Origin of the sequence: Arthrobacter sp. DNA4 (assembly GCF_024362385.1) — a bacterium.
GTDB lineage: Bacteria > Actinomycetota > Actinomycetes > Actinomycetales > Micrococcaceae > Arthrobacter.
This window is the reverse complement of sequence record NZ_CP101466.1, coordinates 3,775,900-3,801,654: the sequence shown is the minus strand read 5'-3', so window position 1 is coordinate 3,801,654 and position 25,755 is coordinate 3,775,900. Positions and strand designations below refer to the sequence as shown.

Here is a 25,755-nt window from a genome sequence, read left to right as displayed (position 1 = left end):
GTAGGTTACCTTGCATCTCAAGGGCAGTTATCCGGCGCCCGCCAGCACCGCTATTTGGCGAGGTTGTAGGAGTCGACGACGGCGAGGCTGACCGGGAACTCCACCGGGATCCGCCCGAACAACAGCTCCTTTGCCGCCAAGGCCGATTCCTCGATGGCGGCGATGCAGGCGTCAACCCCGTCCGCGGGCGCATGCACCATCACCTCATCGTGCAGGAAGAAGACCAACTCGGCCCGGACCGCGCCGCCGCTGCCTCCGGTGCCCGCTGTACGCAGGGTGCGCAGCCGCCGTCGTAATTCCGCGAGCCAGCATGCTGCCCAGTCCGCCGCGGAGCCCTGGACCACGAAGTTCCGGGTGAAACGCCCCCGGGACCGGGCTATGGACTCTGCCCGCCGCTGCTCTTCGGCGGTGGTGGAACGCTGGCTCAGGAACCACCGCTCCGAGGGCGGCGGGCTGCTGCGGCCCAGCCGGGTGGTCACCGTACCGCCGGCTTCACCCGCCCGCGCCGCACGCTCCACAAAGTCGACGGCGCGCGGATAGGTACGCGCCAACTGCGGCATCAGTCGCCCTGCTTCGCCGGAGGTGGCGCCGTACATCGCGCCCAGCAACGCCATCTTCGCTTTGGCCCGGTCCCCGCCGAAACCCCTGGCGGCGATGCCCGCATACAGGTCCTGGTCCCGGGCGGCCTCAGGAGGAGTCCTGTGCGAGGGCCACCAGGACACGCGGTTCCAGCTGCGAGGCATCGGCCACGATCAGTTTGTGGCCCGGGTCTGCATGCACCGCTCCGCGGACCTGGCGCGGGATCTGCAGTGCGCCACCGCCCCGGGACGCCCAGCGCCCGGAAACCACTCCACCCACCACATACTCGGGGCGGAACCTGCCGCCGTCCACCCAGGCGTCCAGCCATGACCAGCCGTTGGCGGTGTGGAGGCGGGAGAGCTTCTTGTATTCCAGCAGCGGCTCGATGACGGGATGGCTGGACTCCCTGAGCTCCCACTTCCGGGTGCTCTTCACCTCGATGCCGTTGCGGTGCAGGGCCCGCATCAGGTCCTGCGGCGAGTCCGGGTTTAGCCCTGGGGAGTTGAGCAGGGTGCGCAGTTCCGCAGCAAGGGCCTCGAGTTTTTGCGGACGCTGTCCGGCGGGAGGGCGGGGCCCCAGGTGGTCAACCAGGATTTGTTCGTGCAGGTCCTCCCGCCACGGAACGCCCGCGTGCTGCATCTCCGCAGCCACCATGGCGGCTGCCGACTCCGCCGCGAGCAGCAGCTGGAGGCGGTGCCGGCGGTTTTCCTCCATCTCCACGCCGGCCAGGGCGGCCTGCTGGGCGGCGTACTCGGCGCGGAGGTCCTCAAGGCCCCACCCCGGGGCCGGTCCGGCACCCAGATCGTCGAACAGTGCTCCCTGGTCTGCCGGGGGACGGGGCGGCAGCAGAGCCTTCGGCGGAAGCATGGGATCCTCCACCGGGACCCTGTCGGTATTCCTGGCGTAATGGGTATGGGCGCTGAACTGCGAAAAGGCCAGGATGTTGCCGCAAAGAGTGACGTCGTAGCAGCGCTCCACCTCCACGCCGGAGGCGAGCAGCGCGGGGTACCAGTCCTGTGTCCGGTGCCAGATCCACCGGGGCGGCTGTCCTCCGGGGCGCCGGGCTTCCAGTTCACGGACGACGGCGGCAAGCTCGCCGGGTGCCACCAGCCGGGGCCCGGGGTTGGCCGGTTGGGGGTCGCCTGCCTGTGTCAGTTCCTGCAGTGCAGCACCGCGGGGGTGGGCGGCAAGCAGCAGGTACATGTTCCCATTGTGCCCTGTCGGGGGTGGTGGTCTGGTTGTGCACATGGGGCCTGGTTGTCCACCTGCGGCCTGTTTATCCACATAGGGAAAGGGCCCCCTTATTTGTGTCTTACTGCCGCAGCAGAGTGGCCCCATGAGCAGGCACCAGCTGAATGCACCGCACCCCGCGCCGGGGCAGGCCACGGATTCCTTCCGGGGGCCACCAGACCGGAGGTCACCCTCCCGTGCTGCGTTGCCGGACAACCCGGCTTCCGGCGACGCCTGGCTGCCGGACGGTTTACCGCCGGGCGGTTCAGTGCCGGACAGTTCAGCACCGGACGGTTCGGGCGGGGTGCTGCTGGTTACCTCCTCGGGGGTCCTCCGCGCCGAAGTGGAGCGCATCGTGGCAGCCGCCGGAGCCCAGCTGCGCGTCGTTCCGGATGCAGTGGAGGGCGGACGGTACTGGGACGCCGCATCGGCCGTCCTGGTGGGCAGCGATGTGCGGGAGCTGCCACCGCGGCGGCGCACCCCTGCCGTCATGGTGGGCCTCGACGGCGAAGGGGACAGCCTCTGGCACCTCGCAGCCGCCCTGGGCGCCGAACGCGTTGCCGTGCTGCCCGATGCCGCTGCCTGGCTGGCGGACCATCTGAGCCGGTCACGCTCGCCAGGCCCCGGCGGCCTGGTCCTTGGCATCACGGGCGGTTGCGGCGGGGCGGGTGCAACCACCGCCGCCATATGGATAGCCCAGGCCGCGGCAGGGCTGGGGGCACGCGTCCTGCTGGTTGACGGGGACCCTTGGGGTGGTGGCCTGGAGCTGGCGCTCGCTGCCGAGGACAACCCCGGACTGCGCTGGCCGGACCTCGCGGAGGCAAGGGGCAGCATTGATCCCCTGCAGCTCTCCGACTCCCTGCCCGTGGCCGGAGGTTTTTCCTTCCTGTCCTGGCCTGCTACCCGGGAGCAGCCGGTCCCTGTCCCTGCTGCCGCTGCAACGGGTGTGCTCGATGCTGCCCGCCGTGGTTTTGAGCTTGTCATTGTGGATGTGGGAAGGGGTGCGGAGCCCCTGCACACTGTGGCCTGGGACTGTGACCGGATCATGGTGGTGGTGCCGGCGCAGCTGAAAGCAGCGGTCGCGGCGGTGCGCCTGCTGCAGGAACTTCCGCCCGTGGAGGCTGCCTTGCTGGTACGGGGCCGGCCAGGTGCTGCGCTGGACAGTTCCCTGATCGCTGACGCCGTAGGGCTGCCCGTGCAGGGCCGCATCCCCGAACTGCGGGCCGTCCCAGTGGCCATGGAAGCGGGCCGCCTGCTGGACTTTGGGAAGCGGCGGACCATCCGGCATTTCGGCGCCACGGTGCTCGATTGGCTTGGAGAGGACCTGCAGGCGGGGGATATCGCATGAGGCGGCCGTCCGGTACACCCGCTGCTCCGCCTCCAGCTCCGGATACGGCCAGGACAGCAGGGTCCGGGGGCTTGGGTGCACGGCGCAGTGCCCGGATCCTCGAAGCTGGCCAGGCCGTCCGCCGGGCGCGGGCCAGTGAGGCCGCCGGTACTGGCCGGACCGTTGATTCCGGGCTGCTGGAATCCGTCCGTGAGTCGATGATGGCCGAGGCTGGAGCGGTAACACCTTCCCGCGTCGCTGCAGCCGTACAGGCCACGGGCAAGCTGTTGGGCACCGCCGGGGCGCTTGCCGCGGTGGAACGGATCAGTGCCGAACTCAATGGACTGGGACCGCTGCAGGAGCTCACCAGGGATCCTGCCGTCACAGACATTTTCGTCAACGCCCCCGATTCCGTGTGGGTGGACCGTGGCCGGGGCATCGAGCGCGTACCCGTCGTGTTTGATGGCGAGGCCCAACTGCGCGCGCTGGCCTGTCGGCTGGTGGCCGCAGGCGGGCGGCGCCTGGACGACGGGTCACCCTGTGTCGATGTCAGGCTAGCCGGCGGCTACCGTGTTCATGCCGTGTTGCCGCCGGTTTCCACGTCCGGGACGCTGCTGAGCGTCCGGATCCGCAGGGAGAGGGTCTTCAGCATGGCGGAGCTGCGCACGGGCGGCATGTTCGACCATCGGGTGCAAACGGTGCTGGAGAGGATAGTGGACAGGAGGTTGAGTTTCCTGGTCAGCGGTGCCACGGGTTCCGGGAAGACAACGCTGCTGTCCACCCTGCTGGGCCTTTGTTCCGCGGAAGAGCGGCTGGTCCTGATCGAGGATGCAGCCGAACTCAACCCCGTCCACCCCCATGTGGTGGCCCTCGAATCACGCCACGGGAACCTTGAAGGTGGCGGCGCTGTGGACTTGGGGGAGCTGGTCCGCCAGGCGCTGCGCATGCGGCCGGACAGGCTGGTGGTGGGGGAGTGCCGGGGTGCTGAAGTCCGTGAGCTCCTGACCGCGATGAATACCGGGCACAGCGGCGGTGGCGGAACCATCCACGCGAACACGGCAGCCGCGGTCCCGGCCAGGCTCAATGCCCTCGGCGCGCTCGCCGGGCTCGGCCCGGAGGCCGTGCGGCTTCAGGCCGCCAGCGCCCTCGACGTTGTCATCCATGTCGGCAGGACCCCGAAGGGCCGGGAAGTCCTGTGCGTTGGACTCATCGCCGATGGTCCCGCAGGGTTGACCGTGGTGCTTACCATTGAGGAGCCAGGTGTCCCGGGTCCGGCGTGACCGGCGCTCGCGGCCCGGTTGGGGATGGATCCCGGGGCAACCCTGTGACGGTCCTTTTCACCGTGCTTCTATGCAGCGCCATGCTGCTGCTCCTCAAACCGCCCCTGGACGCCGCTTCCCGGCTGCGCACGGCAACCGGGAAGAGGAAGAACGCGCCGGGTGTCAGGCGAGGCCTGGTACTGCCGTGGGGCAAGGCGGCCGGCAGGAGCGCGGCACTGACGCGGGGACCGGGCCTGACCCTGGTGGTGCAGCAACTTGCGGCACTGCTTCGGGGCGGACGGACTCCGGGGCGGTTGTGGGACGAGCTGTGGACGGTTTACGGGGATGGCGGAAACGGGCGGTTTCAAGAGCGTGCACCCGTGTCCGGGGCGATGCTGTCAGAGGGGTCAGCTGCAGTCCTGTCATCCGCGCGTGCCGCCGCCGCGACCGGAGCTCCCGTTTCGGAATCCATCCGGCGCGCGGTTTCCACAGCGTTCCAGCCCCGGGACAGGGAGGCCAGGACCTGGCTGGAGCTGGCCGCCTGCTTTGACATTGCGGAAGCCAGCGGGTGTGCGCTCGCCGACATGCTGACCCGGTTCGCGGCCCAGCTGGAAGCGGAGGATGACGCAGACGCGGCCCGGCAGACGGCTCTCGCAGGCCCCAAAGCCACCGTCCGGCTCCTCACCTGGCTTCCCTTGATGGGTCTTGGACTCGGTGCCGCCCTCGGCGTGGATCCCCTCGCTACCCTCTTGGGAACACCCTTGGGACTGGCCGCCTTGTTCGGCGGGGTGGTCCTCACTGTGACGGGAAGGGCATGGTCTGCCCGGCTGGTTTCGGCGGCGGCAGGGGCATGAGTGCCATGACCCAGGGTTTGGCTCCCGGCCTGACATTGTTCCTGCTGCTCGCGGCCAGCACCTGGCTTGCCTGTTCCAGCCACGCCAGGCCGCGCCAACGGCTGCGCCACCTGCTGGCTCCCGCTGCAGGGGCACAACCGACGGCAGCCACCAAAGGGGCGTCAGCGAGTTCCGGCAGCGGCCTGAAGGATCCGGCCATGATGCTGGAACTGGTGGCGGCCATGCTGGATGCCTGCGCCGGCATTGGCCGGGCGCTTGACCTGGTGGCTGCTTCGGCTGCGCCACAGTACCGGGACTCCCTGCGGCCCGTGGTCTCGGCGCTGGCCATCGGCGCCGACTGGGAAACAGCATGGCGGAGCTCCGCTATACGGCTGCCCGAAGTCCTGGAGCTGCGGGACGCGCTGGGTTTCGCCGCACTCACGGGCGCGCCGTCGTCAGCGATCCTGTACGCCCAGGCTGCAAGGCTCCGCCGGGAGCGGTTTCGGGCTGCGGAGAAGCGGGCCGCTTCGCTCGGCGTGAAGCTTGTGGTTCCCCTGGGCCTGTGCTCACTCCCGGCCTTCATCTGCCTTGGCGTCGTCCCGGTGCTGTTGGCCCTGGTGCCATCCGGTTCCTAGTAATCCGGCGGCCAGCTTGTCCCGGCGCCCCGGCACTCCCGGTTGCCAGCTTGGCCCGGCGTTTCCGGCTCCCGGTTGCCAGCCTGTCGCGCTCCGCGGGCCCCGCCGTCCGTCCCCTCCTCCACAGCGCTGGAGCGGCGCAGCTTTTCCACTTAGCCCACACCCTCCCTTACCGGCAACAACTCCGCCGGGAAGAGTCAAGACAGCCGGGAAAACCACCGGCACCCATGGAAAGGAAACCAGATGTCCACCAACCACTACCGCCGCAATCACTCCGCCGGGATGTCCGCGCCCGCTGCTTCCAGGCAGATGGTCACCGCGTCCCGGCCGATGGCCATTGGCCCAGCCGGCAGCCGTGGCAACGCGGGCGGGACGCAGTACACATCCCCTGCCGTCGCCGCGAACACACCAGTCAACCGCGCATTCGTTCCGCAGACACCGGCCTCAGGTGCGTCCTTTCCAGGGGCATCCTTCCCGCCGCCCGGCAACGTGGTGGAGCTGTACCCGGACGCGGTCCGCACCCCCAGGACCCGGCGCAGCGTAGGTTTGCTGGGCTCGGAAGCCGGCATGGCAACGGCCGAATACGCCATTGCCACCCTGGCCGCGGTGGGTTTTGCCGGCCTGCTCGTGTTCATCCTCCGCAGCGATGAAGTGCGTGGTTTCCTGCTGAACCTCATCCGCACCGCCCTGGCGCTGCCGTGACGCGTCCGGCAGGACTGCTGACGTTCTGGAAACCTCTTGAATCGGTGACCGGCGGTGTGGCCTCCAGCTACGGTCACCCGGAACCGGCGGGCAAGACTGCGGATGCCCGTGGCACTGTAACGGCAGAGTTCGCCGTGGCATTGCCGGCCGTGCTGGCACTGCTGGCCATGTTGCTCGCCGGAGCCGCCGCCGGCATGACGCAGCTGCGTATTGAAGAGGGAGCCCGGGCTGGCGCCAGGGCCCTGGCCAGGGGCGATGACCCCGCAGCCGTGGAACGGACCGTCAGGATGCTCGCCGGCACGTCGGCGTCCGCGTCCGTTACCGTCGACGGCGGCTGGTTCAGGGTCACGGTCACTGACCGGGTGCCCGGACCCCTGGGCAGCTCCATCCCCTGGACTCTCACCGCCCGCGCCTCAACGCGCAGCGAGACTGCGGGATCCGGCGCCGGCAGCGGCGACGGATCGGGCGATGCCGGGGGCGTCAGGTGATGGGTGATCACGGGCGCTGGCACCCCACAATTGGGAGCGGCCATCCCGGTGCTGGGCCCGGGCGTGCTGCCGCGGGGCGCCGGCACCCCACAAGACGCTGGCACTCAACGATTGGGAGCGGCCGTTCGGGTGCTGGGTCCGGTCATGCTGCCGCCGGGCGCTGGCACGCCCGGGGAGGGCGGCGTAATCCTGGTCCCGGTCAGAGTCCACAAGGCGCCGCAGATGGCCGCGAACGCGGGTCGGGAACGGTCCTTGCCGCGGGGCTGGCGCTGGCGGTCATGACGGCCATGGCCGTCATGCTGCTGCTGGCCCAGTCAGCAGTGCTCGCGAGCAGGGCGGCGGCAGCAGCGGACCTGGCAGCTCTCGCCGCGGCGGATGCCCTCCGCGGCATCACCACGGGGGAGCCCTGCGCGGTGGCCGCTGAAGTGGCGGCGCGGCATGCGGCCACGGTCCTTAGCTGCTCAGCGGGCCCGGGACAGACGATTGAGGTGCGCACTGAGCTCGGTGAGCGCGCACTGCTGGGTGCCGCGACGGGACGCGCCCGGGCAGGTCCTCCACCGTAGGGCCAGGGCATCGGGGGAGAGGGGCCATCGAAGGGCACGGCTCCGCGCGGGGTATCAGCTCCTGGCTTCCAGATCCACCGGCGTGGCTTCCGTGGCGTCCTTGAGCAGCACGTCCAGGAGGGTTACGGCGGCGCCCTTGTCCAGCGGGTTGTTCTTATTCCCGCATTTGGGGGACTGCACGCAGGACGGGCACCCGGCATCGCATTCGCAGGCCTTGATGGCATCGCGGGTCGCTGCCAGCCAGACCATGGCTTTGTCGAATCCGCGTTCGGCAAAGCCGGCTCCGCCGGGGTGCCCGTCGTACACGAAAATGGTGGGCACCCCGGTATCGGCATGCAGGGCAGTGGAGACCCCGCCGATGTCCCACCGGTCGCTGGAAGCCACCAGCGGCAGAAGTCCTATCGCGGCGTGCTCCGCGGCATGCAGGGCGCCCGGGAACTGCGCTTCGATGAGGCCGGCCCCGGTCAACGAACGGTTGTCCACCACGAACCACACCGCCTTGGTGAAGAGCTCCCGCGCACCGAGTTCCAGCGGCTCCTCGCCCAGGACCTCATTGGAGATCAGGGCCTTGCGCTGGAAGGAGACAACCTGGGTGGTGACCTTCACGTCACCGAAGTGGACGGTAACGTCACCCCACTGCATGGTCCGCAGGGTATCCAGGACCTCGATCTGGGTTACGTCGCGTGCTGTCGTGTAGTAGTCGGGGTTGGCCCGGCGGACCATGACGCAGTGGTCGTCTTCATTCAGGTCCTCCACCACATAGGTGTCACCCTGGTGGACATATACGGCTCCGGTGTGTGCCTGGTAGTGCGTCTGCGGCGAGTCCATGGTCCCCAGGAGGGAACCTGTCTCCGCGTCGACGATGCTGACCGGGCCCCCACCGTCTGCCCGCAGGTTGACCATCGCCGCCGCGCTCTGCGAGTGGGTCCAGAACCAGCCCGCGGGCCGCCGCCGGAGGTAGCCCTGGGCAACCAGCCGGTCCAGGAGCATTTCGGCGGTGGGCCCAAAGAGGTCCAGCTCGGCCGGCCCCAGGGGAAGCTCAGCGGCTGCCGCACACAGGTGCGGTCCCAGAACATAGGGGTTGGAAGGGTCGAAGACCGTCGCTTCCACCGACACGTCGAAGATGGCCTCGGGATGGTTTACCAGGAAAGTGTCCAGCGGGTCATCGCTGGCCACAAAGGCCGCGATGGCATCCTGGCCCGCCCGGTAAGCCCTGCCGATCTGCTGGAACAACGATGCCCGCGTACCGGGCCAGCCTGCCACCAGCACGGCATCCAGGCCCGAGATGTCAATCCCGAGTTCCAACGCAGACGTGCTGGAAACACCCAGCAGCTGGCCCGAACGCAGGGCTTTCTCCACCGCCCGGCGTTCCTCGGGCAGGTACCCCGAGCGGTAGGCGGCAACCCGCTGCGGGAGGCTGGGATCCACCTCATCGAGGAGCCGCTTGGTAATTGCGGAGATGGTCTCGGCGCCGCGGCGGGATTTGATGAAGGCGATGGTGCGGACCCGGGCGGATACCAGGTTGGCCAGCAGGTCGGAGGTTTCGGCCACAGCGGTCCGCCGCTCCTTCGCGCCGTTCTCGCCCCTGACCTCGGTCAGCGCCGGTTCCCACAGTGCCACGGTGGTGGCCCCGTGCGGCGAGCAGTCGCGGGACACCGCCTTGACGGGCGCCCCGATGAGGCGGGAGAACGAGACATCGGGCTCGGACGCGGTGGCGGAGGCAGCGATGAACACGGGCTCGGGGAACGCGGTTCCCGCACCGTAATAGGCGCAGATCCGGCGCAGCCGCCGCATCAAGTTGGCCACGTGTGATCCAAATACGCCCCGGTAGCTGTGCGCTTCGTCCACGATGACGTAGCGGAGCCGGCGGAAGAAACCGGCCCACCACGCGTGGTTGGGAAGGATGCCAAAGTGCAGCATATCGGGATTTGCCAGGATGAAGTTGGCATGGTCCCTGATCCACCGGCGGGCGGAGGGGTCGGTATCGCCGTCGTAGGTTTCCGCCCGCACCGTGGGCAGCTTCAGGGCGCGGATGGCGTTCAGCTGGTCCGCCGCCAACGCCTTGGTGGGGGAGAGGTAAAGGGTGACGGCGCCGTCGTCGTGAATCTTGCCCGGGTCCGCGAGCACGCGGAGCTCGGACCGGTGGATCGCATCCAGCGCCGGCAACTGGTACGCCAGGGACTTTCCGGACGCAGTGCCGGTGGCCACCACAACGTGCTGGCCCGAGTGCGCTGCATCGGCCGCGTCAACCTGGTGCCGGTATGGCTCGCGGATGCCCAGCATCCCGTACGCCGCCGCAATGTCCGGGTGAACCCATTCAGGCCAGGGCGCGTGGACTGCCTCCCGCGCCGGTATGGTGCGGACATGACGCAGCTGTTCCGGCTCCGGGCCGCGGCCCAGCAAAGGAATCAGGGAGTCATGGGGGTTCACCCCACCATTCTTCCACCCGTAACTGTGCCGCCCGCCCGTGGTTCGCCACGGGGAAAACAAACGGCAGGCCCTGCTGGACCCGTTCAGCTCAGGGAGAGGTCCGCCCCGTCATGGGACGCCGAGAGCATCAGGACCCGGGCTACCGTGGTCCAGCCAAGATGGGAGTAGAGCTTCTGCCCGTCCAGGGAAGCCAGCAGCAAACCGGCGCGGACATCGTGCCCGAAGGCCTGGGCCGCCAGCGCACGCATGATGAAACTGCCCAGGCCCCTGCGCTGGAACGCCGGCTCGGTGATGATCTTGTCGAACACTGCGGTATCACCCACCACGAACACCCTGCCACTGGCCGCGAGGGCGTCTCCGGAGCGGACCTCCGCATAGTGCACGCCGTCCTGCTCGTATGTGGACAGGCTCAGCTCGTCGTCGGACAGCCAAGGGTCCTCCGCGTCCTGCGTCTCCATGTCCACGATCATCATCGTCTGTGAATCAGACGTGACGTTCAGCCCCTGACGGGCTGCCAGGGCGGCGTACCGTGAGGGGTCGTTGGTGAGAATGGTCAGTACCCGCGCCGGGGATTCCGCAGTCCTGGCCGCGAGGGCGGCGAACTCGTCATCGGTGGGTTCGGATGCGAAAACTTCCCACTCACCGCTGGTGTCAGAGCGGAGAGCAGCGGGAAAACGGCCCTCCGTGGAGGTCCGGTAGCCGCGACATCCGGCCCAGCCGGCAACCCACACTTCGAGCAGGCCAGTGATGTCTTCAACCAGGGTTTCCGGGCTCATGGCAAGAACACTATTCCAGCCCGATCGCAAGCAACAGGGGGTGCGGAAGTGCTTATGCAATTGTGATACGCCCCGCCCTGGCCTGCCGTGCGGACCCGCGCCTGCCGCTGTGGACCGGGGCCGGGCTGCCGCATCCGCTGCCCTTAAAGCAGCCGGTACCCTTAAATACGTGGCTTTGAACAAGATTGTGCTCTTTTACGGCTTTACCCCCATTGCTGACCCGGACGCCGTCCGCCTCTGGCAGCGTGCCCTGTGCGAAAAGCTGGGACTGACCGGCCGCATCCTCATTTCCAAGGACGGGATCAATGCCACGGTGGGCGGGGAAATCGGCGCCGTCAAACAATACGTTAAGACCACCCGCGAGTACTCCGGGTTCCGGGGAATTGACGTCAAGTGGTCCGACGGCGGCGCGGAGGACTTCCCGCGGCTCAGCGTGAAGGTGCGGGACGAGATTGTTTCCTTCGGCGCGCCCGGAGAACTCAAGGTCGACGCCGGTGGTGTGGTTGGCGGCGGGAAGCACCTCAAGCCGGAGGAGCTCCACGAGCTTGTGGAGGCCAGGAAGCAGGAGGGCGGGGACGTGGTTTTCTTCGACGGCCGGAACGCCTTCGAAGCGCAGATTGGCCGGTTCAAGGACGCGGTGGTGCCGGATGTCGCCACGACCCATGACTTCATCAAGGAGCTGGAGTCCGGCAAGTACGACTCTTTGAAGGACAAGCCGGTGGTGACCTACTGCACCGGAGGCATCCGCTGCGAGGTGCTCTCCAGCCTGATGGTGAACCGTGGCTTCAAGGAGGTGTACCAGCTCGACGGCGGGATCGTCCGGTACGGCGAAGCCTTCAAGGACCAGGGGCTCTGGGAGGGATCGCTGTACGTCTTTGACAAGCGCATGCACCTGGAGTTCAGCGAGGACGCCAAGACCATCGGCCAGTGCGCCCGCTGCTCGGCGCCCACCAGTAAATTCGAGAACTGCTCCAACCCGAGCTGCCGCACCCTCACGCTGTACTGCGCCGATTGCGCCGCCAGCCCGGAGACGCTCCGCTGCCCTGAAGGCTGCGCGGCGGCCTGAACCCCATCGCAAGGCAACCGGGCGGAGGAGTGTGATGCCCGCCCGTCATCCCGGTTTAGAGCCTGTGCACCCGGAACGCGTAGTTCGCCGCGGTCCTGGCCTCCACCCGGACCGTGAGGACGCTGTCCGTTGACATGTAGATGACGTTCTCGCGGTTGATGCCGCACCGGAGGGCCAGGTCCACCAAGGTGAGGGTCTCGGTGCGGACCGTGAAGGTCACACGGCGCTGGCTGCGGCAGGCGATGGACAAGATATAGGTCCCGGTGTCCAGCACCGGCGACGAGACCAGCCGGTCCTCCCCGGAAGCCAGAAGCCCGGCGTCGGCCTGGACCACGGGGCCGGTGGTGCCCGGAAGGGCCCGGGACACCCAGTCACCCAGCTCGGCCTCGCTCACCGGATCCTGTTGCAGCGGGTCGCGGGTGAATGCCGGTGCCGGCGCAACGGTCGCGGTGCCCTGCGCACTGCCGGCCCTGCCGTCGTCGTACGTATATTCACAGCCAGCCAGTGCACCTGCCGCAAGCACCAGTCCAAGGGCGACGAAGGCTCCCGGCTTCGGTGCCAGGGGCGCCCGTGCTGTCCCTTCGGGAGGGGGCGCGGAGATTCCCCGCACGCTGGGCATAGTCAGACTCTAAGCCCGCAGCGGGCGGCGGGCCAGAGCCGGAAGAGGGCTTATTTCGCGGCGCCAGCTGGTAGGCGTAGAGCAGCGGTGCGTCCACGCTGGAGCTGCTGATTTCGACCCGCCCGGTGGCGGGCAGCGTGATTTTGGTGGTTTCCTGCTTACCGTTGCAGGCTGCTCCTGCTTCCGTAACGGCTTTGCCGTCCAGGGACACGGCGAAGAAGGCCTTGCCGGTCCCTTCGCACACCGCCGTGAGCACATAGCTGACCCCTGGCGGCCTCCTGCACAATGCGGTCCCGGTTGAGGATCTTCCCCGAATCCTGGAGCACAACACCCGCCGGCTTCGAGGGCAGGGCGGTGGCCCGCCACTTGGGAACATCCGCGTTCTCCACTGAATTCACAGGTGAACACCCCGCCACTGCCAGGCAGAGAGCCGCGGCCACTACCCTCCCCGGCAGCGAACGGCGGACCACAGCGGCTGCCGTGCGGGCGCGCGGAAGGAGGGGAAGGCGGGAAGGCATGTGACCACCGTACCCCGCAGCCACGCCGGACTAAACTTGAGCGATGCCTGGATCCCCTTATGAGTTCACCGCCGGAAATACCCCCGACGCACCCCGCAGCGATGTCCCCGCCCTGCTATCAACCCTCGCCGCGGACCTGCGCGGGCTGGACTACACGCTTGACGGCGTGGCGCGGCTGCTGGGCCCGGCGGCCTCGGCCGCACTGAACCGGGACCAGATCATCCCCGCGCTGCTCGCCGTCGAGCATGCTGTGCGGGCCGACAGCGCCACGGCGCCGCTCGCCGCCGTCGTCCGCTTGTGGCTGCTCGCCGAGCCGCAGGAACGCCAAACCCTCGACGCCGCACTGCCGGGCACCGGCGCCGACGGACTCCTTGAACTGGGGCTGGTGCAGCCTGTCCCCGGCTCCGGGCTCCTTACGGCGAAGGCTGACCTGCGGCCGTACGGCTGGGACAAGAATGAGGACGGCAGCGGCGGCGCGGAGCTGTGGGTGGCCAGCGACCTCGCCGCCCACCAGCAGGCTGGGGTGCTCCGGCACGACCACGTCCTGGGCATCGGGCAGGCATCCACCACCCTGGTGCAGACCACCATCCGCCGCCACACCGAGCGCGCGCTGGACCTGGGGACAGGGTGCGGCATCCAGGCCTTCCACCTGCTGCACCACTGCCAGCACGTGACCGCCACCGACATCTCCGAACGAGCGCTGGCCTACGCGCGGTTCAACATCCTGCTCAATGCGGAGGCGCTGTCCGTCGACCCGGACCGCCTCGAAGACCGGGTCAGCCTCCGTCTGGGGTCGCTCCTGGAGCCGGTGGCCGGGGAAGAGTTCGGCCTGGTGGTGTCCAACCCGCCGTTCGTCATCACCCCGCGCAGTCCCGGCGAGGACGCGGCGGACCAGTTCACCTACCGCGACGGCGGCCTCCCGGGCGACGGGATCGTGGCGTCCCTGGTGGCAGGCCTGCCCGGCGTTTTGGCCCCCGGCGGTTGGGCCCAGATGCTGGGCAACTGGGAGGTCGCCGCCGGCAGCAGCTGGGATGAGCGGCCAAAGTCCTGGGTGCGGCAGGGCACGGACGCCTGGTTCATCCAGCGTGAAGAGGTCAGCCCGGAACAATACGCCGAAACCTGGCTTCGTGACGCCTCGGAGTCCCGGGACCGGCAGCACTACCGGGAGGCGTATGCCCAGTACCTCGCCGATTTCGGGTCGCGGGATGTGGCCGGCATCGGCTTCGGCATGGTCTGGCTGCGCCGCCCCGCTGACGGCCGCGCTGCCGCCATCAGCCGCTTCGAGGAAATCACGTACCCCATCGAGCAGCCCGTGGGCCCCCACCTGGGTGCCGCCGTCGAACGCGCCGACTGGCTTGCTGTTCATGACCTTGCGGCCACGCACCTGCTCGTGGCGGAGGACGTCACCGAGGAGCGCCACCAGCGCCCGGGCGCCGAACACCCCGGCGTGATCCTGCTCCGGCAGGGTGCCGGGCTGCGCCGTACCAATTTGATGAGCACGGAGCTGGCCGGCTTCGTGTCCGCGTGCGACGGCGACCTCACCGCCGGGCAGATCGCCGGGGCTTTGGAGGCCCTCCTGGGCGGCGGGGAGGGGTTCGACGCCGGGGCTTTCCAGGGTGCGCTGCTCGCCGACGTGGCCAACCTGGTCCGTGACGGCTTCCTGGTCCCGGCCGGAAATCCCGCCGTCGAGTAAGCCCCCTCAAGCCCTCAACAGAGCCCCGTCTTTTCCACATGAATGCGCACGATTCCCCAAAATATGGTGAACTAGGCGAACATGGGCTCATCTGCCCCAGCAACCTTTTTCTGTAGGAGCACCGTGCCAAGCAAGGCCAAAACCGGCAAGAAACTCGTGATTGTGGAGTCTCCGGCCAAGAGCAAGACCATCGCCAAGTACCTCGGCGAGGGCTTCATCGTAGAGGCCTCCATTGGTCACATCCGGGACCTGCCGCAGCCGTCCGAACTCCCTGCCGAGCTGAAGAAAACCTCCGTCGGCAAGTTCGCCGTCGACATTGAACACGACTTCAAGCCCTACTACGTGGTGTCTCCGGACAAGAAGAAAAAGGTCACCGAGCTCAAAGCCGCGCTGAAGGACGCCGACGAACTCTATCTCGCAACCGATGGGGACCGCGAGGGCGAGGCCATCGCGTGGCACCTGCTGGAAGTACTCAAGCCCAAGGTCCCGGTGTACCGGATGACGTTCGGCGAAATCACCAAGGAAGCCATCCAGCGCGCCATGGGCAACCTGCGCGACGTGGACCAGGACCTGGTGGACGCCCAGGAAACCCGCCGCGTCCTGGACCGCCTCTACGGCTACGAAATCTCACCCGTGCTGTGGCGCAAGGTAGCCCGCGGCCTGTCCGCCGGACGCGTGCAGTCCGTGGTCACCCGCATGGTGGTGGACCGCGAACGCGAACGCATGGCCTTCAAGGCTGCCTCATACTGGGACCTGACCGGCCAGTTCGGCGCCGAATCGGGCTCGTTCAAGGCCAAGCTGGCCGCCGTTGACGGTGCCAAGGTAGCCACGGGCCGCGACTTCAACGACAACGGCGAGCTCACGTCCCGGAACGTTGCCCACCTCAACGAGGAACTGGCAACGTCCCTGGCGGCAGGCCTGCAGAACGCTGACTTCCGCGTCCGCTCGGTGGACACCAAGCCGTACACCCGCCGTCCCGCCGCGCCGTTCACCACCTCCACGCTGCAGCAGGAGGCCGGCCGCAAGCTGCGCTTCTCCTCCAAGAGCACCATGCAGATCGCCCAGCGGCTGTACGAAAACGGCTACATCACCTATATGCGTACGGACTCCTCCGCGTTGAGCGATGAGGCCATCACGGCAGCCCGCCGCCAGGCCTCCGAACTGTACGGCCCCGAATACATTCCGCAGTCGCCGCGCGTCTACTCCAACAAGGCCGCCAACGCCCAGGAAGCACACGAGGCCATCCGCCCCGCCGGTGACTCCTTCCGCACGCCTGCCCAGGTCGCCAAGCAGCTCTCCGGGGACGAGTTCCGCCTGTACGAGCTCATCTGGAAGCGCACGGTCGCCTCCCAGATGGGCGACGCCAAGGGGTCAACGGCCACTATCCGCCTGGGTGCGGAGTCCAGTGACGGGCGCGACGCCGAGTTCTCCGCCTCCGGCACCGTGATCACCTTCCCCGGCTTCCTTGCCGCCTACGAGGAAGGCAAGGACGAGACCCGCGGCGACGACGACTCCGACGAAGCACGCCGGCTGCCCAATGTGGCCAAGGATGACTCCCTGACGGCTGCGGACATCCAGGCTGTGGGCCACGAGACCTCCCCGCCGCCGCGCTACACGGAAGCCTCGCTGACCGCGGAGCTGGAGAAGAAGGGCATCGGCCGTCCGTCCACCTACGCCTCCACCATCTCCACCATCCAGGACCGCGGCTACGTCCGGAAGCAGGGCTCGGCCCTCGTGCCCAGCTGGATCGCCTTCTCCGTCATCCGGCTCCTGGAGCAGCATTTCTCCGACTACGTGGACTACGAGTTCACCGCCGACATGGAAGGCGACCTGGACAAGATCGCCAACGGCCAGGAAGCCGGTGCCTCGTGGCTGCGGCACTTCTACTTCGGCGAGGATTCCGATCCGGGCCTGCTGAGCATCGTCAACAACCTGGGCGAGATCGATGCCCGGGAAATCAACTCGATCCCGATCACCGACGAGATCACGCTCCGGGTGGGCAAGTTCGGCCCCTACCTGGAAAGCTCCGCCGCCGTGGTGGACCCGAAGACGGGCGAGATCGTGGAATCGGCGCGCGCCAACGTGCCCGAGGACCTGGCTCCCGATGAGCTGACCGCGGCCAAGGCCATCGAACTGATGGAGACGGCGGCCCCGGAGGAACGCGTGCTCGGCACCGATCCGCACACGGGACACACCGTGGTGGCCAAGAACGGCCGTTACGGCGCCTACGTCACCGAGATCATTCCTGAGATGACCGACGAGGAACTGGCCAACCAGCCGGTGGAGTACTACAAGAACGGCAAGCCCAAGCCGCCGAAGAAGCCCGTCAAGGCAAAGCCGCGCACGGGATCGCTCTTCAAGTCGATGACCGTTGAGTCCGTCACCCTGGACGAGGCACTCCAGCTCATGAGCCTGCCCCGGGCACTGGGGGAGGACGCCGAAGGCAACCTCATCACGGTGCAGAACGGCCGGTTCGGGCCCTACCTGAAGAAGGGGACTGACTCCCGCTCCATCGGTTCCGAAGAAGAAATCTTCACCATCACCCTGGAGCAGGCCCTGGAGATCTACTCGCAGCCCAAGCAGCGCGGCGCCCGTGCCGCGGTGCCCCCGCTGGCGGAGTTCGGACCGGACCCGGTATCCGAGAAGAACATCGTGGTGAAGGAGGGCCGGTTCGGGCCCTACATCACGGACGGCATCACCAACATCACGGTTCCCCGTGCCACCTCGCTGGAGGAACTCACCCGGGAACAGGCCGTGGAGTTGCTGGCGGAGAAGCGCGCCAAGGGCCCGGTCAAGCGGACCGCCACCCGCAAGGCGCCCGCCAAGAAGAAGGCAACGGCCAAGAAGTAGGCGTTGGTACGCGTTTGCGCTACCACCGTATCGTGATCGGCTAGGGGAATGACTGAACAGCCCGCGCACACGGATCTCCAGCCGCTCAACGACCTCGAGGAGAAGCTCGCCACCGGCGGGCAGCCTGACGCCGACCCGGTGGACGTCCTCCTGTCCTTCCTCAACAGCGAGGTCTACATCATCAGCTCGGACACGGTTGAGGGCATCGACTCCCAGGTGGAGCCCCTGGTCCTTGCCAACGCCGACGGCGACCCCGTCCTTGCCGTCTTTTCGCACCCCAGCAGGGTGGACCAGCAGTACCTGGAAGCCGCGCCCAACGTGCTGGGCACGCAGGGTGCTGCCATCATCGCCAACATCGGCGATGAGCTGGGCATGGTGATCAACCCCGGTGCAGCCTACGGTTTCGAGATCAATCCCGAGGGCGTTGCCAACATCAGGCGCGACTTCAAGCGCGCCGACGAGCAATAATGTCCCCATGCGTCTAGGCGTCCTCGACATTGGTTCCAATACTGTCCATCTGCTCCTGGTGGATGCCCACCCGGGTGCGCAGCCGGTCCCGTTCGCGTCCCATAAACGGCCGCTGTCCCTGGTGCAGTACCTTGAACCGGATGGCAGCATCAGCGACGAGGGCCAGCACGAGCTGACCGAGTTTGTTCTGGAAGCCTGGGAGTTCGCGGCGCGGCACAAGGCCGAGGACCTGCTGGCATTCTGTACCTCGGCCATCCGCGAGGCCACCAACGGCCCAGCCGTCCTGGCCCGGGTCAAGCACGAAACCACAGTGACCCTCCAGGAACTCACCGGCAGCGAAGAGGCGTCCATGACCTTCTTCGCTGTACGGCGCTGGCATGGGTGGGGAGCGGGTCCCATCCTGAACCTGGACATCGGCGGCGGCTCCTTTGAAATGGCCTTCGGCCAGGATGAACTTCCGGAAGTAGCCACCTCGGTGCCCCTGGGCGCCAGACGGCTCACCAGGGACTGGCTCGCCGAGGATCCGCCGTCGGCCAAAAGCGTCAAGGAACTGCGACGGTACATCAGGGCCACGCTCAAACCTGCCGTCCGCGAATTCGACGGCCTGGGCCGGGCAAACGTGGTGGCCGGAACCTCCAAGACCTTCCGCTCCCTGGCCCGCATCGCCGGTGCTGCCCCCAGTGCCGAAGGGCCGTACGTCAAGAGGGAGCTGCACGCCTCGGACCTGGGCATTTGGACCCAGCGGATCTCGGCCATGAGTTCGGAGGACAGGCTGCACCTTCCCGGTGTCTCCGAGGCGCGCGCCCATCAGCTCCTTGCCGGCGCTTTGGTGGCCGAGGCGGCTTTGGAGATGTTCAAGTTCAAGAAGCTTCGCATCTGCCCGTGGGCGCTGCGTGAGGGACTCATCCTCCGCCGACTGGACCAGCTGGTGTTTGCCGGGCCCCTGGAGCCCGCGCCCCATGTTGCGGCCGCCCGGCCGGTGAACGCGGCGGTCTAGCCACAGGCGCCTTGCCTGCTTCGCAGCGCCTTCTTTAAATGCGGAAGCACCGGGGACGGCAACAGGAAAATGGGGGAAAACCTGCTGCCGTGCCACCGGTGCCCTTGGCAGGCATCCCCATGCCTGCCGCATCACTCGCACCCTCAATGAGGTAATAACTACGTTAGGACCCGAAGTTGTGTGCTGCCTGCGCTGAAGATGGGAGTTGCCTGTGAATGCCTCCCAACTGCAATGATGGAGGCATGAGCAACCGAATCGCATTCCTTGGCTGTGGATCCATGAACGAAGCCATTCTTGGCGGCCTGCTGGAGGCCGGGAAGGACCCGGGGGATGTGGTGGCCACCGTCCGCCGCGCTGGGCGCGCCGCGGAACTGGCCGAGCGGTACCACGGGATCACCGCCATCGCCGGCGAGGAAGAGCCTGACAACAACAGGCAGGCCGCCAAGGGATCCGCCGTGGTCATCCTTGGCGTCAAGCCGGTGGGCATCGCGGACCTGGCAAGGGAAATCAGCCCGGCCCTTTCGCCCGACACCGTGGTGGTCAGTGTGGCTGCGGCCGTGTCCATCGCCCAGCTGGAGGCTGCACTCCCCGCGCGGCAGCCGGTAATCCGGACCATGCCCAACACCCCCGCAAAGCTGGGCCGAGGCGTCGTCTCGGTCTCGCCCGGCACGCACTGCACCCCGGAGCAGCTCCAGATGGTCAAAGACATGCTGCAGGGCGCAGGAACTGTGGTTGAGGTCCCCGAGGAGCAGGTGGATGCGCTCTCGGCCATTAGCGGCTCCGGCCCCGCCTACGCGTTCTACCTTGCCGAGGCCATGGCGTCGGCAGGGGAAGAGCTGGGCCTGGACCGGGAGCTGTCCCTGCTGCTGGCGCGCGAAACCGTGGCCGGCGCCGGCCTCATGCTGGCCGAGCCCGGGGCAGATCCCGCAGCGCTGCGCAAGGCCGTCACCAGCCCCAACGGCACCACCGAACGCGCCATTGCCACCTTTGACGAACAAGGCATCCCCGCCATCATCGCCGCCGGCGCCCGCGCGGCCGCTGACCGGGCAGCGGAGATCACCAGGCAGCTCGGCTGAGGCGCACCGCTTTCTGCCCTCTCAGGCCCGGGCAGGGGCCTGCGAGGCGTAGTCCCGCGGGCGTGGCTCCGGCTACGGCCGGGCCGCGAACCTCTCCAGCAGGTCCACGTGGCCGGAGACGATGAGCATGTCCCGGGATGACACCTTGGTCTCGGGCCGGGCGTAGGTAAAGTCCTCACCCGGGGACTTCACGCCCACGATGGTCACGCCGTACTTGGAGCGGACCTTTGACTCGTCCAGGGTGAAGCCCACGGTTTCGCGCGGCGGGTACATCTTCACGATGGCAAAGTCGTCGTCGAACTCGATGAAGTCCAGCATGCGGCCGGAGACCAGGTGTGCGGCGCGGACACCGGCGTCGGCCTCGGGGTAGATGACGTGGTTCGCGCCGATACGGGTCAGGATCTTGCCGTGCGACGGGGTGATGGCCTTGACCCAGAGGTGCTCGATGCCCAGGTCCACCAGGTTCACGGTGATCAGTACCGAGGACTCAATGGAGGTGCCCACGCCCACGACGGCGGAGCTGAACTCCTGGGCACCCAGCTGGCGGAGTGCGTCGATATTGGTGGCGTCGGCCTCCACGACGTGGGTCAGGAGGGGCGCCCATTTCTGCACCAGGTTCCGGTCCCGTTCAATGGCGAGTACTTCCCGGCCCTGCTTGACCAGCTGCTCGGCGGTGGATGATCCGAAGCGGCCCAGCCCGATCACCAGTACCGGAGCATTGTGGGCGGGGCGCCGGGGGGCATCTGTGGAACTAGCCAATGATCGGCCTCTCTTCGGGGTAGTGGTACAGCTGGCTGCGCTGGCGCAGGGCCAGTGCAGCGGCGAGGGTCACGGTGCCCACACGGCCGGCGAACATGAGGGCTGTCAGTACGTAGACGCCCTCGGGTGGCACCTCCGCGCTGAGGCCGGTGCTCAGGCCCACGGTGGCGAAGGCCGAAATCGTCTCAAACAGTACCCGGTCCAGTGATGCGCCGCTGAACTGCAGGAGCAGGAATGCGGAGACGGAAACAAGCGTGGCGCCGGCAACGATGACGGAGATGGCCACCCGCATGGTGCCCTGCGGGATGGTCCGGCCGTACACCTTCACGTCGGCGTCGCCGCGGGCTTCGGCAACGATGGCCAGGAACATCACGGCGATGGTGGTCACCTTGATGCCGCCCGCCGTCGACGCCGACCCACCACCTGCGAACATCAGCGCGTCAGTCAGCAGCTTGGTGGTGGATTCCATGTGATTCTGGTCCACCAGGTTGAATCCACCCGAACGCGTCATGACCGAGGCAAAAAGGGAATGGGTGATCTTGTCGCCGATGGCCATGGGCCCGATTGTCCGGGCGTTGTCCCACTCCATCAGGGCCCACAGGAACGTGCCCGCGGCGAGCAGGATGAGCGACACCTGGATGGTGAGCTTCGTGTGGAGGTTCCATTTCTTCCAGTTCAGGCCGTTCTGCTGCAGGACCATCACCACCGGGAACCCGAGGCTGCCCAGGAAGACCCCCACCATGAGTGGGATCAGAATCCACAGGTCCGTCTCGTAGGGCACGATGCCGTCCGAGTGCGGCGTGAAGCCAGCGTTGTTGAACGACGAAATGGAATAGAAGACGCCGTGCCAGACAGACTGCCAGAACGGTTCGCCCAGGGTGAGGAACCGCGGGACCAGGGCGAGCGCCAGGATGCCCTCGATGACCACGGAAGTGGTGATGACGATCCGCAGCAGCGTGCCCACTTCGCCCAGGCGGCCGGCGTTGTTCATGGACTCCGCAGCAATGATCTTGCCCCGGACACCCAGCCGCTTGCTCACCATGAGCGCCAGCAGCGACGCCAGCGTCAACGTGCCCAAACCGCCGATGAAGATGCCCACCAGGATCACCAACTGGCCAAAGAAGGACCAGTGGACCGCCGTCGAAACCACCGTGAGTCCCGTGACGCACACCGCGGAGACAGCCGTGAACAGGGCCTGGTGGACGGGGGTGGGTGTTCCGTCAGCCGACGATACGGGCAGGGACAGCAGGAAGGTGAATACCGTGCACACGGCGGCGAACGCGGTCAGCGCCAGCCGTGCGGGGGAGGTGTTGGCGATGTCGTCGATGAAGTCGCGCAGCCGCGTGAAGATCCAGAGGCCCTCCCGCTCCTGCGCCGGGGGGTGCCAGGGGGCCGGAGTCCGGGGCCTCGACTGGCTTTGCGTCATGTGTGGGTTTTCCTCGGTTGAAACGGCTTCCTTCAGTAGTAAACCACTAAAGCCCGCGTCATGGCCGGGCCGGCGGCAGCGTGGGCTCGGGTAGCCTGTGATTGATGACATACCTGCCCGGACTCAGCCAGCCCGCGCCGCCAACGATGGTGGCGTGGAGTCCTGACATGACAGCTTACAACTTTGGGCCGGGCCACCCCATGGCGCCGGAGCGTATGGACCTGACCGCGCGCCTGTCCCGCAGCCTGGGGCTCTTCGACCTGGACCACGTTGACCTGGCGGCCCCGGAGGTCGCGTCGGACGCGGAACTGGAGTCCGTCCACTCTGCTGATTATGTTGCGGCAGTCCGCCGGGTCAGTGCGGACCCTTCCCGGCCGGACGAGTCGCGCGGGCTGGGAACCGAAGATGATCCGGCCTTCGCGGGCATGCACGAGGCCGCGGCGCGCCTGGCCGGCGGCTCGCTGCTGGCGGCCCAGCGCGTGCTGGATGGTTCGGCCGTCCACGCGGTGAATTTCGGCGGCGGCATGCACCACGCCGCCCGGGAGCGCGCCAGCGGATTCTGCATCTACAACGACGCCGCCCTTGCCGTGCAGAAACTGCTCGACGGCGGCGTGGGCAAGGTGGCCTATATCGACGTCGACGCGCACCACGGCGACGGCACGCAGAACATCTTCTGGGACGATCCCCGGGTCCTCACGCTCTCGCTGCACGAGACGGGGCTGACTCTCTTTCCCGGCACGGGCTTCGCCAACGAGGTGGGTGGGCCCGCGGCGGAGGGGACGGCCGTGAACGTCGCCCTGCCTGCGGGCACTTCCGACGCCGGCTGGCTGCGCGCCTTCTACGCCGTGGTGCCGCAACTGGTGGGTGCCTTCGAACCCGGGGTGATCGTGAGCCAGCACGGCTGTGACTCGCACCGCAGCGACCCCCTCACGCACCTCAACCTCAGCGTGGACGGACAGCGCGAGGCAGCGAACGCCGTCGGGCACCTTGCCGAAAGGTATTGCGGCGGCCGCTGGATCGCCACCGGCGGCGGAGGCTACAACGTGCTGGATGTGGTGCCACGGGCCTGGAGCCACCTGGTGGCCATCGCCGCGGGACGCCCGGTACCGCTGCGGACGCCCGTGCCGGCGGACTGGCGGCAGTACGTAATGGAGAAGTTCGGCAGGGAGGCGCCCGCCCTCATGGGGGACGACGTGGAGCTCTGGTGGCGCTCCTGGGAAGTGGGCTTCGACCCCAATGACGCCGTGGACCGCACCGTCATGGCCACCCGCAAGGCAGTATTCCCGCTGCACGGGCTGGATCCCTGGTTCGACTAGTTAGCCGGAACTTCGCGCCGCCGAAATAGTTGATGCCTTTAGACGTATATGTCGCTAGGGTGGGAGGCATGGTGACAGACGACGTATTTGCCGTCATAGCGGAATCCACCCGGCGGGACATCCTGGTGGCCCTTCGGGCAGGAGACAAAGCCGTGGGGGAACTGGTGGAGGAACTGGCGGCGAGCCAGCCCACCATTTCCAAGCACCTGAAAGTCCTCCGTGAGGCGCAGCTGGTCAGCATGCGGGCGCAGGGCCAGAAGCGCTACTACGCCTTGAACCGGGGCCCGCTGGAAGGCATCGCCAGCTGGCTGGAAACGTTCGACGTCGGCACCGGCGGCAATGCCGCCGCCGCACCTGCCGGCGCGGATCAGTCAGCAGCGGCCCAGTCACCAACCGCCCAGTCAGCAACGGCCCAGGCAGAAACCGCCCCGGAGGTCCCCGCCCACCTGCAGGAGGGGGTTGCCGCTGCGGCCGCTTCGCTGCCGCCGGCCCCCAGGACGGTGCAACCGGCGGCGTCGCAGGAACCCCGGGAAGAGGTCCCGGCGCCCCTGCTGGTGCGGGAAGGCGCCGAGCTGAGCCCCGCCGTCGTGATTCCCGGCGGGACGGCCGCCCCGCTGAGCGACGATACCGTTCCGCAGCAGATCGGACGCACCGTTGGCCGGGCGGCCACCAAGGCGGCCGACCTGCTGGCGAGCCTCCCCAACCTGCCCAAGTTCGGACGCAAGAAGTAGGGTTCGGCCGGAAGAGGCAGGACCTATTTGGCCAGCAGCCGCACGTGGTCCGGGGTCAGCTCGGAAACCCTGCTGACACCCAGCAGGGCCATGGTCCGGGCCATGTCCTTTTCCAGGATCTGCAGGGTCCGGTCCACGCCTGCGCGGCCTCCGGCCATCAGTCCGTAAAGGTAGGCGCGGCCGATCAGCGTGAAGTCGGCGCCCAGGGCCAGCGCCGCCACGATGTCCGCGCCGCTCATGATCCCGGTGTCCAGCATGATGGCGGCCTTGCTGTTGTCAGCGGCGAAGGCCTGCTTGACCTCGGGGAGCAGGTGGAACGGGATAGGGGCCCGGTCCAGCTGGCGGCCGCCGTGGTTGGACAGGACCACGCCGTCTGCGCCGTGGTCCACCACGCGGCGGGCGTCCTCCACGGTCTGGATGCCCTTGACCACCAGCTTGCCCTTCCAGGTTTCCCGCAGCCAATCCAGGTCCCCGAACGTCAGGGTGGGATCGAACATTGAGTTGATCAGATCCGCCACGGTGCCGGTGTAGCGGGAGAGCGAGGCGAACGTCAGCGGCTCATGGGTGAGGAAGTTGAACCACCAGGTCGGCCGGTAGGAGGCATCCAGGACGGTCTTGAGCGTCAGCGCCGGCGGGATGGTCATGCCGTTGCGGACGTCCCGGAGCCGGGCGCCGGCCACGGCGGTGTCAACCGTGACCATGAGGGTGTCGTTGCCTGCCCTGGCGGCGCGTTCGATCAGTTCCAGGGAGCGGTCCCGGTCCGTCCACAGGTACAGCTGGAACCAGTTGCGCCCGTTCGGGGCGGCGGCGGCCACGTCCTCGATGGAGGCGGTGCCCATGGTGGACAGCGTGTAGGGGATGCCGGCGGCTTCCGCGGCCTGGGAGCCGGCGTACTCGCCCTCGGACTGCATCATCCGGGTGAAGCCGGTGGGGGCGATGCCGACCGGCAGCCGCGACGGCTTGCCGAGGATCCCGGTGCTGAGGTCGATGCTGGAAACGTTCCGCAGGATGCCCGGACGGAACTCGATGTCCAGGAAAGCCTGGCGGGCGCGCCGGAGGGTGATTTCCTCTTCGGCGGCGCCGTCCGTGTAGTCGAAGGGCGCCTTCGGGGTGCGGCGTTTGGCGATGTCGCGGAGTTCCCAAATGGTGCTGGCCCGCTTGAGCCGGGCCTCCCTGCTGAACTCCGGTTTCTTGAACTGCATCAGCGGAGCAAGGTCAGAGTATTTGGGAATGCGGCGCTTCAATGCTGCGGGAAGGGCGGCCGACGACGGAGCCTTGGCAGGTGCCGGGGCTGCGGGGACGTCCGTGGCGTCCGGAGCCGGGGTAGCCTCCGGGTTGTTGGGCTGGATGGTGTGGGTCATGGCTCCTCCTATGGTCCAGCCACACTCTAGGTGATGTGGTCCAACCACATCAA

General features: G+C 67.8%; 21 protein-coding genes and 1 pseudogene. 15 read left to right on the top strand and 7 right to left on the bottom strand.

The window, feature by feature from the left end; genetic code table 11:
• Positions 1-50: 50 nt before the first annotated feature.
• Positions 51-1,782 (bottom strand): annotated as a pseudogene (locus tag NMQ03_RS17590) (bifunctional 3'-5' exonuclease/DNA polymerase).
• Positions 1,783-2,116: 334 nt separating this feature from the next.
• Here NMQ03_RS17590 and ssd point away from each other — a divergent pair.
• The 7 genes from ssd (at position 2,117) to NMQ03_RS17555 (ending at position 7,616) form a co-directional block, all read left to right on the top strand.
• On the top strand, positions 2,117-3,157 hold the full coding sequence (gene ssd, locus NMQ03_RS17585) for a septum site-determining protein Ssd (RefSeq protein ID WP_255175656.1): 1,041 nt from the start codon (positions 2,117-2,119) through the stop codon (positions 3,155-3,157).
• Positions 3,158-3,228: 71 nt separating this feature from the next.
• Positions 3,229-4,416: a TadA family conjugal transfer-associated ATPase gene (locus tag NMQ03_RS17580; RefSeq protein ID WP_255173253.1), complete on the top strand. Its 1,188-nt coding sequence runs from the start codon at positions 3,229-3,231 to the stop codon at positions 4,414-4,416.
• A 44-nt stretch (positions 4,417-4,460) separates the two neighbouring features.
• Positions 4,461-5,249 (top strand): type II secretion system F family protein, encoded by a 789-nt coding sequence (locus tag NMQ03_RS17575; protein ID WP_255173252.1) that lies wholly within the window; start codon positions 4,461-4,463, stop codon positions 5,247-5,249.
• Between the two features lie 5 nt (positions 5,250-5,254).
• On the top strand, positions 5,255-5,863 hold the full coding sequence (locus tag NMQ03_RS17570; RefSeq protein WP_255175655.1) for a type II secretion system F family protein: 609 nt from the start codon (positions 5,255-5,257) through the stop codon (positions 5,861-5,863).
• A 243-nt stretch (positions 5,864-6,106) separates the two neighbouring features.
• The gene (locus NMQ03_RS17565; RefSeq protein ID WP_255173251.1) at positions 6,107-6,565 is read left to right on the top strand and encodes a DUF4244 domain-containing protein; all 459 of its coding nucleotides are present in this window, start codon (positions 6,107-6,109) and stop codon (positions 6,563-6,565) included.
• Entirely contained in the window at positions 6,562-7,053 is a 492-nt protein-coding gene (locus NMQ03_RS17560; RefSeq protein WP_255173250.1) for a TadE family type IV pilus minor pilin, read from the top strand. The genes NMQ03_RS17565 and NMQ03_RS17560 overlap by 4 nt, the downstream gene beginning before the upstream one ends.
• 278 nt (positions 7,054-7,331) lie before the next feature.
• Complete coding sequence (locus NMQ03_RS17555; protein WP_255173249.1) at positions 7,332-7,616, top strand: Rv3654c family TadE-like protein; 285 nt, start codon at positions 7,332-7,334, stop codon at positions 7,614-7,616.
• Positions 7,617-7,670: 54 nt separating this feature from the next.
• On the opposite strand, the gene NMQ03_RS17550 is transcribed toward NMQ03_RS17555, so the two are convergent.
• Together NMQ03_RS17550 and NMQ03_RS17545 are read right to left on the bottom strand one after the other, a co-directional pair.
• On the bottom strand, positions 7,671-10,046 hold the full coding sequence (locus NMQ03_RS17550; protein WP_255173248.1) for a DEAD/DEAH box helicase: 2,376 nt from the start codon (positions 10,044-10,046) through the stop codon (positions 7,671-7,673).
• A gap of 83 nt (positions 10,047-10,129) precedes the next feature.
• Entirely contained in the window at positions 10,130-10,822 is a 693-nt protein-coding gene (locus NMQ03_RS17545; RefSeq protein ID WP_255173247.1) for a GNAT family N-acetyltransferase, read from the bottom strand.
• A gap of 169 nt (positions 10,823-10,991) precedes the next feature.
• Between NMQ03_RS17545 and NMQ03_RS17540 the strand changes: the two genes are divergently transcribed.
• Positions 10,992-11,888, top strand: coding sequence for a rhodanese-related sulfurtransferase (locus NMQ03_RS17540; RefSeq protein ID WP_255173246.1), 897 nt, complete (start codon positions 10,992-10,994; stop codon positions 11,886-11,888).
• A gap of 55 nt (positions 11,889-11,943) precedes the next feature.
• Here NMQ03_RS17540 and NMQ03_RS17535 read toward each other — a convergent pair whose 3' ends face one another.
• Complete coding sequence (locus tag NMQ03_RS17535) at positions 11,944-12,507, bottom strand: hypothetical protein (RefSeq protein WP_255173245.1); 564 nt, start codon at positions 12,505-12,507, stop codon at positions 11,944-11,946.
• A gap of 561 nt (positions 12,508-13,068) precedes the next feature.
• Here NMQ03_RS17535 and NMQ03_RS17525 point away from each other — a divergent pair.
• The 5 genes from NMQ03_RS17525 (at position 13,069) to proC (ending at position 20,109) form a co-directional block, all read left to right on the top strand.
• A complete protein-coding gene (locus tag NMQ03_RS17525) occupies positions 13,069-14,718 on the top strand; it encodes a methyltransferase (RefSeq protein WP_255173244.1) in 1,650 nt (549 codons plus the stop codon).
• Positions 14,719-14,841: 123 nt separating this feature from the next.
• Positions 14,842-17,568: a type I DNA topoisomerase gene (topA, locus tag NMQ03_RS17520; protein ID WP_255173243.1), complete on the top strand. Its 2,727-nt coding sequence runs from the start codon at positions 14,842-14,844 to the stop codon at positions 17,566-17,568.
• Between the two features lie 48 nt (positions 17,569-17,616).
• The gene (locus tag NMQ03_RS17515; RefSeq protein ID WP_255173242.1) at positions 17,617-18,036 is read left to right on the top strand and encodes an SseB family protein; all 420 of its coding nucleotides are present in this window, start codon (positions 17,617-17,619) and stop codon (positions 18,034-18,036) included.
• 7 nt (positions 18,037-18,043) lie between these two features.
• On the top strand, positions 18,044-19,033 hold the full coding sequence (locus NMQ03_RS17510; protein ID WP_255173241.1) for a Ppx/GppA phosphatase family protein: 990 nt from the start codon (positions 18,044-18,046) through the stop codon (positions 19,031-19,033).
• A gap of 242 nt (positions 19,034-19,275) precedes the next feature.
• Entirely contained in the window at positions 19,276-20,109 is an 834-nt protein-coding gene (proC, locus tag NMQ03_RS17505) for a pyrroline-5-carboxylate reductase (protein ID WP_255173240.1), read from the top strand.
• A gap of 72 nt (positions 20,110-20,181) precedes the next feature.
• Here proC and NMQ03_RS17500 read toward each other — a convergent pair whose 3' ends face one another.
• Both NMQ03_RS17500 and NMQ03_RS17495 read right to left on the bottom strand, forming a co-directional pair.
• A complete protein-coding gene (locus tag NMQ03_RS17500) occupies positions 20,182-20,868 on the bottom strand; it encodes a TrkA family potassium uptake protein (protein WP_026265713.1) in 687 nt (228 codons plus the stop codon).
• Positions 20,861-22,294, bottom strand: a complete 1,434-nt coding sequence (locus NMQ03_RS17495; protein WP_255173239.1) for a TrkH family potassium uptake protein — start codon at positions 22,292-22,294, stop codon at positions 20,861-20,863. The genes NMQ03_RS17500 and NMQ03_RS17495 overlap by 8 nt, the downstream gene beginning before the upstream one ends.
• Before the next feature lie 104 nt (positions 22,295-22,398).
• On the opposite strand from NMQ03_RS17495, the gene NMQ03_RS17490 reads away from it, so the two are divergent.
• Both NMQ03_RS17490 and NMQ03_RS17485 read left to right on the top strand, forming a co-directional pair.
• The gene (locus NMQ03_RS17490; RefSeq protein WP_255173238.1) at positions 22,399-23,610 is read left to right on the top strand and encodes an acetoin utilization protein AcuC; all 1,212 of its coding nucleotides are present in this window, start codon (positions 22,399-22,401) and stop codon (positions 23,608-23,610) included.
• Between the two features lie 68 nt (positions 23,611-23,678).
• Positions 23,679-24,341 carry a helix-turn-helix transcriptional regulator gene (locus NMQ03_RS17485; RefSeq protein WP_255173237.1) on the top strand — a complete coding sequence of 221 codons (663 nt, stop codon included), beginning with the start codon at positions 23,679-23,681 and terminating at the stop codon, positions 24,339-24,341.
• Between the two features lie 23 nt (positions 24,342-24,364).
• On the opposite strand, the gene NMQ03_RS17480 is transcribed toward NMQ03_RS17485, so the two are convergent.
• Complete coding sequence (locus NMQ03_RS17480) at positions 24,365-25,702, bottom strand: alpha-hydroxy acid oxidase (RefSeq protein WP_303693901.1); 1,338 nt, start codon at positions 25,700-25,702, stop codon at positions 24,365-24,367.
• Positions 25,703-25,755: the final 53 nt, after the last annotated feature.

Bases quoted from the DNA above. Each gene is read 5' to 3' on its own strand.
- NMQ03_RS17515 (WP_255173242.1), top strand. From the start codon at position 17,617: ATGACTGAACAGCCCGCGCACACGGATCTCCAGCCGCTCAACGACCTC.
- proC (WP_255173240.1), top strand. From the start codon at position 19,276: ATGAGCAACCGAATCGCATTCCTTGGCTGTGGATCCATGAACGAAGCC.
- NMQ03_RS17510 (WP_255173241.1), top strand. From the start codon at position 18,044: ATGCGTCTAGGCGTCCTCGACATTGGTTCCAATACTGTCCATCTGCTC.
- NMQ03_RS17525 (WP_255173244.1), top strand. From the start codon at position 13,069: ATGCCTGGATCCCCTTATGAGTTCACCGCCGGAAATACCCCCGACGCA.
- NMQ03_RS17545 (WP_255173247.1), bottom strand. From the start codon at position 10,822: ATGAGCCCGGAAACCCTGGTTGAAGACATCACTGGCCTGCTCGAAGTG.
- NMQ03_RS17535 (WP_255173245.1), bottom strand. From the start codon at position 12,507: ATGCCCAGCGTGCGGGGAATCTCCGCGCCCCCTCCCGAAGGGACAGCA.
- NMQ03_RS17485 (WP_255173237.1), top strand. From the start codon at position 23,679: ATGGTGACAGACGACGTATTTGCCGTCATAGCGGAATCCACCCGGCGG.
- NMQ03_RS17555 (WP_255173249.1), top strand. From the start codon at position 7,332: ATGACGGCCATGGCCGTCATGCTGCTGCTGGCCCAGTCAGCAGTGCTC.
- NMQ03_RS17565 (WP_255173251.1), top strand. From the start codon at position 6,107: ATGTCCACCAACCACTACCGCCGCAATCACTCCGCCGGGATGTCCGCG.
- NMQ03_RS17490 (WP_255173238.1), top strand. From the start codon at position 22,399: ATGACATACCTGCCCGGACTCAGCCAGCCCGCGCCGCCAACGATGGTG.
- NMQ03_RS17480 (WP_303693901.1), bottom strand. From the start codon at position 25,702: ATGACCCACACCATCCAGCCCAACAACCCGGAGGCTACCCCGGCTCCG.
- NMQ03_RS17570 (WP_255175655.1), top strand. From the start codon at position 5,255: ATGACCCAGGGTTTGGCTCCCGGCCTGACATTGTTCCTGCTGCTCGCG.
- NMQ03_RS17495 (WP_255173239.1), bottom strand. From the start codon at position 22,294: ATGACGCAAAGCCAGTCGAGGCCCCGGACTCCGGCCCCCTGGCACCCC.